The sequence below is a fragment of the Gordonia sp. 852002-10350_SCH5691597 genome (genome assembly GCF_001665715.1).
Taxonomy (GTDB): Bacteria; Actinomycetota; Actinomycetes; order Mycobacteriales; family Mycobacteriaceae; genus Gordonia; species Gordonia sputi.
Map to the genome: position 1 here is coordinate 1 of NZ_LZMO01000074.1, position 14,424 is coordinate 14,424.

The 14,424-nt window shown below is 66.2% G+C and carries 9 protein-coding genes and 2 pseudogenes; 7 read left to right on the top strand and 4 right to left on the bottom strand.

What is annotated here, in order from left to right; genetic code table 11:
• Positions 1 to 165: 165 nt before the first annotated feature.
• A pseudogene (locus tag A5777_RS05330) lies at positions 166 to 483 on the bottom strand (NUDIX hydrolase); the annotation flags it as partial.
• 86 nt (positions 484 to 569) lie between these two features.
• Positions 570 to 3,038, bottom strand: a complete 2,469-nt coding sequence (locus tag A5777_RS05335; RefSeq protein ID WP_064861888.1) for a Tex family protein — start codon at positions 3,036 to 3,038, stop codon at positions 570 to 572.
• A gap of 175 nt (positions 3,039 to 3,213) precedes the next feature.
• On the opposite strand from A5777_RS05335, the pseudogene A5777_RS05340 reads away from it, so the two are divergent.
• A pseudogene (locus tag A5777_RS05340) lies at positions 3,214 to 5,107 on the top strand (acyl-CoA thioester hydrolase/BAAT C-terminal domain-containing protein).
• A gap of 59 nt (positions 5,108 to 5,166) precedes the next feature.
• Here A5777_RS05340 and A5777_RS05345 read toward each other — a convergent pair.
• Complete coding sequence (locus A5777_RS05345) at positions 5,167 to 6,198, bottom strand: LLM class flavin-dependent oxidoreductase (RefSeq protein ID WP_064861893.1); 1,032 nt, start codon at positions 6,196 to 6,198, stop codon at positions 5,167 to 5,169.
• A gap of 178 nt (positions 6,199 to 6,376) precedes the next feature.
• Here A5777_RS05345 and A5777_RS05350 point away from each other — a divergent pair, with 178 nt between their 5' ends.
• The 6 genes from A5777_RS05350 (at position 6,377) to A5777_RS05375 (ending at position 13,795) form a co-directional block, all read left to right on the top strand.
• Positions 6,377 to 8,335, top strand: coding sequence for a hypothetical protein (locus A5777_RS05350; RefSeq protein ID WP_064861894.1), 1,959 nt, complete (start codon positions 6,377 to 6,379; stop codon positions 8,333 to 8,335).
• Positions 8,328 to 9,716, top strand: coding sequence for an MFS transporter (locus A5777_RS05355; protein WP_064861889.1), 1,389 nt, complete (start codon positions 8,328 to 8,330; stop codon positions 9,714 to 9,716). The genes A5777_RS05350 and A5777_RS05355 overlap by 8 nt, the downstream gene beginning before the upstream one ends.
• A 19-nt stretch (positions 9,717 to 9,735) precedes the next feature.
• On the top strand, positions 9,736 to 11,262 hold the full coding sequence (locus A5777_RS05360; protein ID WP_064861895.1) for a pyridoxal phosphate-dependent decarboxylase family protein: 1,527 nt from the start codon (positions 9,736 to 9,738) through the stop codon (positions 11,260 to 11,262).
• Between the two features lie 109 nt (positions 11,263 to 11,371).
• Entirely contained in the window at positions 11,372 to 12,448 is a 1,077-nt protein-coding gene (locus A5777_RS05365; RefSeq protein ID WP_064861896.1) for a threonine aldolase family protein, read from the top strand.
• Between the two features lie 142 nt (positions 12,449 to 12,590).
• Entirely contained in the window at positions 12,591 to 13,445 is an 855-nt protein-coding gene (locus tag A5777_RS05370) for a sigma-70 family RNA polymerase sigma factor (protein ID WP_064861890.1), read from the top strand.
• Positions 13,446 to 13,558: 113 nt separating this feature from the next.
• Positions 13,559 to 13,795 (top strand): hypothetical protein, encoded by a 237-nt coding sequence (locus tag A5777_RS05375; RefSeq protein ID WP_064861891.1) that lies wholly within the window; start codon positions 13,559 to 13,561, stop codon positions 13,793 to 13,795.
• Here the strand turns inward: A5777_RS05375 and A5777_RS05380 are convergent, their stop codons facing one another.
• Positions 13,796 to 14,293, bottom strand: a complete 498-nt coding sequence (locus A5777_RS05380) for a flavin reductase family protein (RefSeq protein WP_064861892.1) — start codon at positions 14,291 to 14,293, stop codon at positions 13,796 to 13,798.
• Between the last annotated feature and the right edge of the window lie 131 nt (positions 14,294 to 14,424).

A 14,424-nucleotide genomic window follows, 5' to 3' on the forward strand; every position in this document is an offset into this window, starting at 1 on the left:
CCAACGAGGTCGGCCATCTCGTCGAAGCCACTGTGTTCGAGCATCCGTACGTCCGCGTCGACGCGCCCGCCGCCGAGATCGCGGAACTTCAGTGGATCGACGTCGCGTCGGCGAATGTCCCGTTGGCGCCGCTGCTCGCCGACCACATCATCCCGCTGTTGCTGGCTCGGCGGCGGGCGCGTCGACGCGGACGTACGGATGCTCGAACACAGTGGCTTCGACGAGATGGCCGACCTCGTTGGCGGCGTCGGCGCGAAACACACCCAGTTCGACGAGGTCATCGGCGCGTAGCTCGACCGCCAATTCCTCCCGGGACTCGCGCAGCGCCGTACGTCGACCATCCTCCCCCGGTTCGGGCTTACCGCCGGGCAGCATGAATCTGACGGCTCCCTTTTTCCGGACCGTCAGCAACCGACCGTCGTCGTCGCGGATGACGACCGCAGCAACCGTGATGACCGGGGCGGGCCCGCCGGGCGACGTCATCGGCTCGCCGTGCTCATGGATGACCAGTCACGCTGCGACGTAAGCGAAGTCGTTCCCCGAGCTCGCGTCATGTCCACACACCCGCGTCATTTTCCGAAGCCCGCGTCGCGCAGCGCCTGGGCCATCGATCCGTTGATCGGCTGGGACTCTCGTCGGTCCCGTCCCTTGCCGTCACGTCCCTTACCTCCGCGCGGTTGACCGCCACGAGCCTGCCCGTTGCCTGCGCGGCCTCGATCGGCACGGCCGTCGTTTCCGCCGCGTCCGTTCGCAGAGCCGCCACGTGGGGCTTGGCGCGAGTCCTGACCCGTGCGGGCGTCGTTGCGGCGCGCGCCACGATCGCCGCCCGGTGTGCGCACCTCGTCGTCGAGTCGAAGACTCAGGCCGATGCGCTGTCGGTCGACGTCGACCTCGACGACCTTGACCTTGACCACCTGGCCGGACTTGACCACCTCGTGCGGGTCGGAGACGAACCGAGTCGCCATGGCCGACACGTGGACGAGCCCGTCCTGATGTACTCCGACGTCGACGAACGCGCCGAACGCGGCGACGTTGGTGACGACACCTTCGAGGACCATGCCGGGCTGGAGGTCGGAGACCTTCTCGACGCCCGCGGCGAAGGTTGCGGTGGTGAAGGCGGGGCGCGGATCGCGTCCCGGCTTCTCGAGCTCGCCGAGGATGTCGGTGACCGTCGGCACGCCGAACCTCTCGTCGGCGAACTCTGCGGGCTTCAACGACTTCAGTGATCGCTCGTCGCCGATGAGTCCTGCGAGTTCGAGGCCTGTGCGGTCGAGGATGCGACGCACCACGGGATACGCCTCGGGGTGCACGCCCGACGCGTCGAGCGGGTCGTCGCCATCGGTGATCCGCAGGAATCCCGCGCACTGCTCAAATGCCTTGGGCCCCAATCGAGGAACCTCGAGCAATGCCGCTCGACTGCGGAATCGGCCCGCGGCATCCCGATGTGCGACGATGGCCTCGGCGAGTGTCGGTGCCACACCCGACACCCGGGCCAGCAGCGGCACCGACGCGGTGTTGAGGTCGACGCCGACGGCGTTCACCGCGTCCTCGACCACCGCGTCGAGGCTACGGGCGAGCGTGCCCGGCGTGACGTCGTGTTGATACTGACCGACACCGATCGACTTCGGATCGATCTTCACCAGTTCTGCCAGCGGATCCTGCAGGCGGCGCGCGATCGACACCGCGCCACGGATCGAGACGTCGAGGTCGGGTAGCTCACCCGACGCGTACTCCGACGCCGAGTAGACCGATGCTCCCGCTTCGCTCACCGTTGCCTTGATCGGCGGCCGTGCTCCCGATGCCGAGATATCCGAGATGAGTTCGGCGGCAAGTGAATCCGTCTCCCTCGACGCCGTGCCGTTTCCGATAGCGATCAATTCGACGCCGTGGCGCGCCACCAACGCGGCCAACGTCGCCTTCGCCGTGTCCCACTGCTTCTGCGGCTGATGCGGAAAGATCGCGCACGTGTCGAGCACCTTTCCGGTGCCGTCGACCACGGCGACCTTGACGCCTGTCCGGAACCCCGGGTCGAGGCCCAGAGTGGTGCGGTTGCCCGCGGGTGCTGCGAGGAGCAGGTCTTTCAGGTTCTTCGCGAACACCGCGACGGCGTCGTCCTCGGCGCGCTGACGCAGACGGACCCGAGCGTCGACGGCCGTGGAGATCATGAGTTTGGTGCGCCATGCCCATCGCACGGTGGTGGCCAGCCAGGTCGACGCCGCGCCCTTCCCGGACAGGTCGACGCCGAGGCTCGCCGCGACCATCGACTGATAGCCCTCGTCGTCGCCTCCGGTGAGGTCGACGGCGAGCACGCCCTCCTTCTCGCCGCGCAACACGGCGAGCACCCTGTGCGACGGCATCTCGTCGAGCGGCTCCGCGAAGTCGAAGTAGTCGCGGAACTTCTGTCCCGCAGCGCTTTTCGCGATCTCCTCCGAGCGCGGGGCGCTGGCGCACGATCCCTGTCGCCAGAACGTCTCGCGCACCTCGCCGACGAGTTGTGCATCTTCACTGGCCCGCTCGATGAGGATGTGTCGGGCACCCTCGAGTGCCGCAGCGGCGTCGGTTACCGCGTCGGAGACGAATTCGGCTCCGATGACAGTGGGATCGAGCGATGGGTCGCTGAGCAATCGGTCGGCGAGTGGTTCGAGGCCTGCCTCGCGCGCGATCTGCGCCTTGGTTCGACGCTTGGGCTTGTACGGCAGGTAGATGTCCTCGACGCGCGACTTGGTCTCCGCCGTCAGCAGAGCGTTCCGCAGCTCGTCGGTGAGTTTGCCCTGTTCCTCGATCGACGCGAGCACAGCGGCGCGTCGTTCATCGAGTTCGCGCAGGTAACGCAGCCGTTCGTCGAGCAGTCGCAGTTGCGCGTCGTCGAGCGAGCCGGTCACCTCCTTGCGGTAGCGCGCGATGAACGGAACCGTCGAACCCTCGTCGAGGAGTCTGACCGCCGCAGCCACCTGATGCTCGCCGACCTGGAGTTCGTCCGCCAGGCGTGCGTTGACCGACTTGATTCCGGAAACCGTCTCGGATGCACTCGAAGTCACCCGGAGCACCCTACCGAAGCGCGCCGACAACGATCCGTGCGGTGGATGTGCGTGTCGTCGACGACATCGTCGCGGATGCGGCAAGCGATTCCGTCCCGCACCTCCGGGACCAGCCGTAAGATCGGCCGGTGGGGGTCACCACCATTGGGTCCGCTATCCGAGAATCGAGTGCCACATGGGATTCCTGATCGGCTTCTCCCCCTGGATCATCTACTGGATTCTGGTCGGCAACACCTCGTTTCGCGTCGCCGTGATCGTCGCCCTCTGCCTGGCCGTGCTCGCTGTCGCGGTGCAGCGGCTGCGTCGACAGCCCTGGCACACCCTCGAGGCCGGTGCTGTATTGGTTTTCGCGATGTTCACCGTCCTCGCATTCACCGTCAGCGACTCGTTTCTGGAGCGCTGGCTACAACCACTGGGCAACGCCGCGATCTTCCTCATCGCCCTCGTCGGCATGGTGATCGGTCGACCGTTCGTCCGCGAGTACGCGCGTGCGTCCGTCACCGACGACGTCGCGCGCAGCGACGGATTCCGCGTGATCACCTCTGCGATGACGTGGATGTGGATCGCGGTCTTCGGAGTGATGACAGTGGTGTCGCTGATCCCGCCCCTCGTACAGGGCGAGGCGACGATCCGCGACGGCGCGTCGACATTGTCGATCGTCTGCTACTGGGTTGTGCCGTTCACGCTCCTGGGTGTCGCAGGCACCGTCTCCGGGGGTCTTCCCCGCGTGGTTCTCGTCGCACACCGATGCGATCAGCAAGCGACAGGACGCGACGCATCCGGGTGATCCGGTCGCCCAGCCCGACGCTCCTGCCGACGATCAGGACCCCCGCGTCGTCGTACGCGCGCCGTCGACCAGCCGCCACGACGAACCGTTCTCCATCGGCGTCGACGCCCCCGGCATCCCCGACATCGCGGTGTCGGTGTCCGGGCAGGATCTCTACGGCCGACTCTGGCGGTGGCAGGGCCGCCTGGCCGGCACCGGACAATCCGTCGACGACATCCTCTGGGCAATGGCATTCACCGGCGAACCCGACCGCGCCGACCTGTTCATTCCTCCCGCGGAACCGTGGCAGCTTCGCATCGAGGCGAGAGGAGGCCAGCATCGCTCCGACGTCACGCGACTCCGGTCCGCAACAGCTCCCGGCGTTCGCGTCAGCGAGGTCGACGTCGACGGCAGACCCGGTCTCCTCGCACTGCCGGCAGAGGGCCATGCCCGACGCGCCGTGGTCTGTTTCGGTGGTTCGGAGGGCGGATACGACTCCCAGCGGGCGACGATCTGCGCACTGGCATCGCGCGGCATCGTCGCCCTTGCCTATGACTGGCTCGACGCCGACCCGGAAGCAGTTCCGGTCGCAGGCATTCCACTCGAGCGCTTCGCCACCGCGATCTCGTGGCTGTCACGGCGCACCGAGGTTGATTCGACCACCGTTGCCGCGCTGGGCATCTCCCGTGGAGCCGAAGGCGTGGCGGCCACCCTCGCGCGCGAACCCGACCTTCCCGTCGGAGCCCTCGTCTTGTTGAGCCCGAGTTCGGTGACCTGGCAGGCGATCGGCGACGGCGGCGAGATACCCGACACCTCGTCGTGGAGCTACCGCGGCCAATCGTGCTCGTACGCGCCGCTGCCGAGCGGAGTCCTCATGCCACAATTGATCAGCAACGCATGGCATCTCTCGCGAGATGTCGCACGCAACAAGCCGACGTTGCTGAGGTTGGCACCCGCATACAGTGCGGGCCTCGACACCGTGTCACGTAACCGCTCGCAGACGGCAGATGCCGTCATCGCGTGGGAGAAGATCGCGTGCCCGATCCTGTGCGTGAGCGGCTCCGACGATCACCTGTGGCCATCCGAGCAGATGGCTGACGCGCTGCTCGGCCGCCGAGGGTCGCAGTCCGATACGCATATCCGCTACGACGGCGCGGGGCACCTCCTGCGTCCTGGTCTCTACCCGTCGCAGGTCCAGGTGGTCGGCGGGATCGATCTCGGTGGCCAACCACGCGAACACGGCATGGCCTGCCTGGCGCTGACAGCCGAGATCACCGAATTCCTCGACTCCACCCTGGCGTGAACCCGACTGCCCATGGCCCCCAACTACCTACGGCCCCCGACTGCCTATGACCCGACCGCCTATGACTCGGTGGTCTTGGGTATCCAACCCAGCGCTGGTCCGAGATGCTGCGCCATGTCGGTGATGATCTGCTCGTAGTCTGCGGCGTCGAAGGTAAAGGGCAACGCGAACGCCACCTCGGTCGCTCGTTGAAACCCCTTGTGCGAGAACAGCTTCTCAGCCAACTCAGCGGAACTTCCGACATAGTCCGGCGAGAACATCATTCCGCGCGGACCCTGCGGGCTCAGCGTCCGCTCGAAGCGAGACTGCGCGTATGCCTCGTATTTGCGTACCTGGTCGGGTGTCGCGGAGTCCGTCGGGATCACCACGAGCCCTTGCGACACGCGCGCCGACGACGGATCGGGATGGTTTGCCCGGTAGGCGTCGATGTGTTCGGCCTGAATTGTCGCGAAGTCCCGCGACGTCGTGCCCTCGATACTGACCACCGAGGAAGTCAGGTAGTTCAATCCGTGCTGAGCGGCCCACTTCGCCGATTCGAGTCCGCCGCCATACCAGACGCGGCCGGCCAAACCCGGTGACTGCGGCTGAACGCTTCGGGAGAAGGTCTCGATCCCGACGGTTCCCTCGAACTCACTCACCGGTTCACCCCGCAGATGCGACAGCAGCCGCAGCACCCGGTTCTTGGAGAAGTCCTCACGGTCGTAGGTGTCCGGGTAGAGCGCGGTCTTGAAATCGTCGTATCTCATCGGAGTACCCACGGACACACCGGGATTGATACGACCGCCGGAGAGAAGATCGACCGTGGCGAGGTCTTCGGCGAGGCGGAACGGATTCTCCAGTCCGAGCGGTATCACCGCCGTACCGAGTTCGATCCGCGTCGTCCGCATCGACGCGGCCGCGAGCATCGCAACCGGCGACGAGATGCCGTGCTGCAGGTGCCGGTCACGCAACCACACGCTGTCGAAGCCGAGTTCTTCGGCCGCCTCTATCGTGCGCAGCGTCTCGAGGTGACCAGCCCTCGGGTCGGCCTCGTCGAACCGACCTATCGTGAGGAACCCCATCTTCTGTAGTGATTCGCCTTCGCGCGGCATCACATCTCCCATCGTGATTCTGCTCTCCTGTCAGTGATACCCCGTCCATCCCTGCCGCGCGTCGCGGAGCGTCGTCGCAGGAAATGCACGTCGGTGCGATGACCTGACCACGTCCGACTTTGGCTCACCGGTATCGAAAAGTCGGCGGGTACAAGCGCGCTCGGTTACCGTGCCGGGAATGACCAGAACGGCGACGCCTCGCCTTCACAACCGCGTTCGGGTCGCACCGACCGCACTCATCCTCGCGTGCTGCCTCGCCGTCGGCACCCTCACCGTCCTTCTCCCTGCACGTGCGGGAGCGGTCACGGGCGACGTCTACGCCCTGGCGAACACCTGCGTGCAGATCGCCGATCGAGGCGGGAAGAACGTGGGCGGGCAGTCCGGGCCGTTCACCGCCAAGGCCGCAGGCCTCGGCAGCTATCTCTTCTCCGGTAGGGGCGAACGTCTACTCACCGCGACTGCGGGCACGCCAACACTCACGCACCCCGTCAGCCCTCGCGCCCAGTGGAATGTGACAGGCAGCGGTCGCGACTTCACACTGACACCCGCCGTCGCAGGAAGTGGCGGACCTCGAGAAGTACATCTCACGCCCGCGATGGGATGTCGACCGTTTCCCGAACCGGAGATCGACGTGACCGGTCCCGTCATGCGTGGCACCGACGCCCAGGGCAATCTCCGCGGCTTCGTCGACTCGCACGCGCATCTGCTTTCCGAGCAGTTCCTCGGCGGAGAACTGCACTGCGGTAAGCCTTTTGATCCGCTGGGTGTGACGGTTGCGTTGCGCGACTGCCCCGACCACGAGCCCGACGGCATTCCCGCGGTGTCCGAGCAGGTGCTGTCGCGCCCCGGCCCGCACGCCACCGACGGCTGGCCGACGTTCTCGCAGTGGCCGAGATGGGATTCACTAACGCACGAGCAGACCTACTACCGCTGGATCGAACGTTCCTGGCGGTCGGGACTGCGCATGATCCAGAACTACTACGTGCAGAACCGCGTGCTGTGCGAGAAGTACTGGCGCGGCGATCAGCCGTGCAACGAGATGGAATCGGTGCGCATCCAACACCGGCTGTTACACCAGCTCGTCGACTACGTCGACGCCCAAAATGGTGGCCCCGGAAAGGGATTCCTGCGCATCGTGTCCTCGGCGGCAGACGCCCGTCGAGTCATCGCGGACGGCAAGGTGGCCGTGACTCTCGGCATCGAGATCTCCGAGCCGTTCGGGTGCCGTGAGGTCTCCGGTCGTTCGCTGTGCTCGCGCACCGATATCGATCGAGGACTCGACGAACTGAAGTCGATGGGCATTCGCCAGGTGATCCTCACGCACAAATTCGACAACGCGCTCGGCGGAACGCGATTCGACCAGGGCGTCACCGGAACCGCCGTCAACACCGGCGAGCAGTTGTCCAACGGGCATCCGTGGCAGGTCGAGAAGTGCCAGACCGCCGAGAAGGACAACCCGGTCCTCGGCTACCCGCGCGGGCAGCAGTGCAACGTTCGCGGGCTGACGTCGTTGGGCGCGTACGCGGTCAACGGACTCATCGACCGCAACATGGCCATCGACATCGACCACTTCAGCGCCAAATCGGCCGAAGCCGTCCTCGACATCATCTCCAGGCGTCACTATCCAGGAGTGATCTCGTCGCACACGTGGACCGATCCGCGCAACTATGGCCGCATTCTCTCCGCCGGCGGCATCGTCGGATTGTTCGCGACACCTGCCGAGGGCAAACCGGGTGAGAAGGGGCGACACGGAGACCTTCCACCCGACTACCTTTCTGCGTGGCGTGTGCTGCGCGAGCAGCGCAGTCCCGACTATTTCTTCGGTGTCGGGTTCGGCCCTGACATGGGTGGTCTCGGCGCCCAGGCACACCCGCGACCGTCAGCGAGTCGCAACCCGGTGAGGTATCCGTTCCGCGGAGCCGACGGTGTCACCGAGATCAGCAGGCAGGTCTCGGGGAAACGCGTCTTCGACGTGAACGTCGACGGCACAGCACATTACGGACTTCTGCCGGACTGGATCGAGAGCCTTCGCGTCCAGGCGGGGCCGGTCGACGGCCCGCGCGTCGTCGACGACCTGTTCGCCGCCGCGGAGGCGTACACCCGAATGTGGGAACGGGTCGAGGCATACCGTGGCTGACCGACCCGCGGCACCTGCAGACGTGCTCGGACGTCGAACGCTGCTGTCGTATGCCGCGGGCAGTGTCGGTACGGGTGGTTTCGGCACGCTCCCCGGATTGGTACTGGCGTACTACCTCACCGACACGCTTGCGGTTGCGGCGACGGTTGCCTCGATAGTCGTGGTCGCACCGAAGATCATCGACGTCGTGGTCAACCCGATCATCGGTGCCCGCTCGGATGCACGCGCAGCCCGCACCGGGAGCCGACGCTCCTTCATGGTCTTCGGGGCGCTGGCACTCGTCCCGTTGTTCGTACTCACGTTCCTCGTCCCACCGAGCGCGTCCCCTGCTCTGGCCGCCACCTGGGTGTTCGTGTTCTTCACGTTGACGGCTATCGCCTACGGCTTCTTCCAGGTGCCCTACGTCGCGTTACCCGCAGAGATCACGCACGACTATCACCAACGGACCCGCCTCATCACCACACGAATCGCGGTCCTCGCACTCGCTATTCTGCTGGTCGGCGCGGGCGGTCCCGCGATCCGCGACGCCGCGGGCGGCGGCCACGTGGGGTACGCGGTCATGGCTGTCGTGGCAGCACTGGTCCTCTGCACCGGAATGCTCATCGCGACATTCGGCGCAGCACCCCGATCCGCTGCGGCGTCACGAGTCGCCGAACCTCCCAGAACCCGCCTGCGCGACGGTGTCGCAGCGCTGACACAGGTACGCAACTTCCGACTCCTCGTCGCACTCTTCGTGATTCAGGCACTCGCGAGCGCGGTCATGCTCGGTGGCGCGCAATACGTAGCGACGTATCTCCTCGGCAACAAGTCCGCGCTGACGTACATGTTCGTCGCGCTGGTCGGACCCGCGCTGATCGTGATGCCCCTCTGGTATCGACTCGGACACCGATTCGGGAAGGTGGCCGGGCTGGTCCTGGCGTCGGTATTGTTCATCGCCGCAACGGCGTCGTTGCTGGTGGCGGCGTGGGCCCCCGGCTGGTGGATGCTGGCGTCCGTGGCGGTTGCAGGCGTCGGATATGCGGGCATGCAGGCGTTCCCGCTCGCGATGCTCCCCGACATCATCGAATCGGATCGCCGTACCACCGGCCACGACCGGGGCGGTGCCATGTCCGGGGTGTGGACCGCCTGTGAGACGGTGGGCCTCGCTCTCGGCCCGGGCGTGTTCCTGCTGATTCTCGCGATCGGCGGGTTCGTGTCGTCGAGCGGCGATACCGCAGTCGGACAACCGGATTCGGCGCTCACGGCTATCGCACTCGCCTTCTCGCTTGTGCCGGCGCTGCTTGTCGTGTTCAGTCTGCTGTTCCTCCGCGACTACCGCGACGACGCCGGCGTCGACGCTCTGACCGCTCACCCCAGCACGACGGGGCACCCCACTCAGTGACCCGAAAGGACCGATGTCGATGACCTCCAGCCCCGACGCAGCCGACCCGGTGGATCCACGAGCTCAGGAACCGCCGAACCTGAAGGATCGAGCCGACGCGGCTCTGCACGAACTGACTGACTATCGATCGACGGATGCGCCGACGCACGGCGGACATGTGCTGTCGTACGTCTACGACTCCGGACTCGAGGTGCTCGACGAGGTCGCGGCGTCGGCCGCACGAATGGTGCAGTCGGTCAACGGACTCGACCCGACGGTGTTCGGCTCCGTGGCAGCGATGGAACGCGATCTGATCGAGTTCGGCCGCGCCACTTTTCATGGTCCGGACGCCGTGGGGTCGGTCACCTCTGGTGGCACCGAGAGCTGCCTGCTCGCCGTGAAGGCTGCCCGCGATCGCGTGGGCGCTGCACCCGGGCAGTCGTCGATGGTCCTGCCGACGACCGCACACGCGGCATTCCTCAAGGCCGCCGAACTGTTCGGTGTCGAGGCGATCCGGGTGCCCGTGCCGACGGCATCGACTGCGGTGCGCGCCAACGACATCGCCGATGCCATTCGGGACGACACGATTCTCGTCGTGGCCTCGGCACCCAACTACCCGACGGGAGTGCTCGATCCGATCGCCGAGATCGCCGAGATCACCCGGTCGCGCGATCTCGCCTTCCACGTCGACGCCTGCCTCGGCGGTTTCGCACTGGCGTGGTGGGATGGTCTGCCTCCCTGGGATTTTCGAGTCGACGGCGTCACCAGCCTCTCCGCCGACCTGCACAAGTACGGCTACGCACCAAAGGGCTCGTCGCTCCTGCTGCACCGCGACCGCGACCGACACCGCGCCCAGTTCTTCTCCATCACCGACTGGCCCGGCTACCCGATCGTCAATCCGACGCTGCTCGGCTCCCGCTCCGCCGCGGGACTCGCCTCGGCATGGGCGGTCAGCCGGACCCTGGGTGCCGACGGCTACGCCGCATTGACGGGACGAATCCGACACGCGTTCGATGCCGTCGTCACAGCCATAGACGGGATCGACGGGCTACGCGTCGTCGGCGCGCCGTCGGGACCTGTTCTCGCCGTACGCACCGACCCCGAGGCGGCCGAACCCGTCGACACCCACCTGTGGGGCTCCGCAGTGTCGGCGCGCGGATTCGCACTGCAGGCACAGCCCGCGTTCACGCAGCCGGACGGCACAGTCCTGCCTGCCACCACACACCTGACGATCACACCGGTCACCGATTCCGTCGTCGACGAACTCGTCGAGGTTCTCGCGCTCGCGGCCGAGGAGGTCCGCGGCGCGCCCGCCCGGCTGGCGCCCGAGGCACTACGTGAACTGGCCGGAGCGTTCGACAGCGGCGCCGTCACTCTCGACCAGGCGCTCGCATTGCCCAGTGCGGCAGCGGAAGAGGTTCTGATTGCTGCCGGGATCAACCCGCATCGGCATGGTGGCGCGTCAGACCTGGACATGCCCGCGATCATCGCGGCCGTCGAATCGTTGCCACGCCCCGTCACCGCCCGCCTGCTCGCCGAGTTCCTCGCCGCGTATTGCAGCCCGTAGATTGAGTCGGCTCGACAGTGACATTGAGTCGGCTCGCCGACAGTGACATTGAGTCGGCTCGCCGACAGTGACATTGAGTCGGCTCGCCGAGAGTGACAACGTGGACAGCGTGACCATCTCCTCGCTACACGACGACAACCACCGCTCCTTCGCCAGCGACAACTACGCGGGAATCCATCCCGACGTGCTCGCAGCGCTCGCAGCCGCCAACGGCGGACACCAGTCTCCGTATGGCGCAGACGAGTACACGCGCAGCCTGCGCGACGTCGTCCGTGGTCAGTTCGGCGATCGTGCCGAGGTCTACCCGCTCTTCAACGGCACGGGCGCGAACGTCGTCGCACTGTCGGCGCTTCTCCCGCGGTGGGGTGCTGTCATCGCCCCTGCCAGCGCCCACATCAACACCTCTGAAGGTGCTGCACCCGAGCGCCTTTCGGGCATCAAGGTGATCGGCATGAGCACCGACGACGGCAAGCTGACACCCTCGCAGATCGAAGCAGGGGCGGCCGCGCTCGGCGATGAGCAGCTCGCACAGCCCTTGGCGGTCAGCATCACACAGGTCACCGAACTCGGAACCCTGTACACCGCAGCAGAAATCGCCGAACTCAGTGAGACGGCACACCGATTCGGAATGGCAGTCCACGTCGACGGGTCGCGGCTCTGGAACGCCGCCGCCGCTCTGCGGCAACCGTTTCGAGAGTTCCTCACCGACGCCGGTGTTGACATCGTGAGCCTCGGCGGGACCAAGAACGGGACCATGGCCGCCGAGGCGGTCGTGGTGATCGACCCCGACCGCGCCCCCGGCGTCGGATTCCTCCGGAAATCGACCACCCAACTGTCGAGCAAGATGCGGTTCACCACCGCACAGCTACTCGCGCTGTTCGACGACGACCTCGGTCTCCGAAACGCCGCGCACGCCAACGCCCTGGCGGCCCGGCTGCGCGCCGAGCTGGAGAAGGGCATCGACGACGGCTCACTCGCCGGGCTCACGTTGACCCAGAAGACGGAGTCCAACACCGTCTTCGCCCGACTGCCGGTCGAGATCGCCGACCGCATCCGCGAACGCGTCCACTTCTACGACTGGAACCGAAGCGTCGGCGAGGTGCGCTGGATGACCGCCTGGGACACGACCACCGACGATGTCGACCGCTTCGTCGACGCGATCCGCTGGGGATTCGCGACGACGTGACCCATCCTCGCCGCGGCCCTGTCACGTCTGAGTGCTGTCACATCTGCGTGCTGTGAACCGTCAACAAGGTGTGAGTCAACAACAGACACTGAGACCGGGACACAACGGACTGGGACAAGCCAACCAGAGACGAGGTGGTGACATGGTTCTGAACGCGAATGATCGCGCCCACGAATTCGAGGCGGAGCGGCCGCGCCTGATCCGCGTGGCCGGCCGCATTCTGGGCGACGACGCCGAAGCCCAGGACGTGGTGCAGCAGGCCTGGCTGCGAATGACCGCGACCGAGACCGACATCGAAAATCTGCCGGCTTGGCTGACCACCGTCACCAGCAGGCTGTGTCTCGACCGGCTGCGCGCGCGAATCCCCGAAGCCGCAGAAACCGCGATCGACGAGCACTCCGAGGATCCCGATCCCGCTGACGTGATCGCGCTGTCGGACTCAGTGGGGATCGCGCTCACCGTGGTTCTCGACCGCCTGTCACCGGCCGAACGCGTCGCGTTCGTCATGCATGACACCTTCGGTTTCGAATTCGCGACCATCGCGTCAGCACTCGACATCACGCCCACCGCCGCACGCAAACTCGCCTCGAGAGCCAGGGCGAAAGTACGCCAACCCGCTGCCGACGACGCCCTCGCCGACTGGGAGGTCGTCGACGCGTTCATGGCTGCAGCCCGCGAAGGTGACTTCGAGCGTCTTCTCGAGCTCCTGGCTCCCGACGCTCAGGTCAGAGCCGACGAGGTTGCCATAGCCACCGGCACGCCCGCGCAGATCGACGGCCGGCGCAGCATCGCCGACTTCTTCAACGGAAGCGCCAAGGCCGCTCTGGCGGTCTTCGTCGACGACCGCCCGGCGTCGGCCTGGTTCCATCGCGGCACCGCGATGGTTCTATTCGACTTCGACGTGGTCGACGGCATGGTCGCCCGAATCACGTTCCGCGCCGACCAGGACGTTCTCGGCCGTGTTGTCCGACGCGAGAAGAACGAGCACCGCGCCTGACCTCGTTCGGTCACATCCGAGGTCGCCGATTCGTCATCCCTATGCAGCACCAAGAAATCGATGACCAAGACCCGGCCGTGCCACCAAGAACGGCCCCTTATTGAGGAGATCCGATGAAAACCATGACCTGCACGCAACTCGGAGGCCCCTGCGGACTAGCGCACCACGGCGCGACCGCTGACGAGATCATCAAAGCGCAGGACCAGCATCTCAAGGATGCCGAAAAGGCCGGCGACGCAACACATCAGGACGCGCGCGACGCGATGAAGGGTCGCTGGCGTCACCCTCGTCAGTCGATGGGTTGGTACAAGGGCATCAAGCAGACGTTCGCAGGGCTGCCCGAGGACTGATCAGGTGAGCGTGTGGAAAGCGCGGTCGCGGTAGACCATCGGCGGTTGCGTCGACGAACCGAGCCTCGTCTCGAGCACCTCGGCAACGACAAGGGTCGACGACCCCACCGCAATCGTTTCGACGACGACACACCGCAGCGCCGCGTGTGCATCGCGCAGGATCGGCTCGCCCGACTCGAAACTCGTCCAATCCTGGTTCGTCGTGAATCTGGGTGCCCCTGGACGCGCAAAGGCGTCGGCAACGTCGACGTGTCGGGCGTCGAGCAAACTGATCCCGATCGTGTCGGCGCCGAGTACCGCACCGGCACTCCCCCGCGAACTGGTCACGGAAAACGACACAGCGAGCGGGTCGACGGACACCGACGCCAGGCTCGAGACCGTCAGGCCCGCGAGGCCGTCGGAAGTCTCGGCGGCGACAATGGCAACTCCCGCGGGGTGAAGACGAAACGCGGTGGTGAAGGCAGTACGCGCATCCACCGCGTCAGACAGCGACTGCATACCGTCGACAATAAAACCTCAAGGGCACTTCAAGTCCATGAGATGGGATGCAGATCACCCCGCGGGAGCTGCCGATATCGTCACTCGAGCACGAACACCGGGATCTGACGATCGGTCTTGGTCTGGTATTC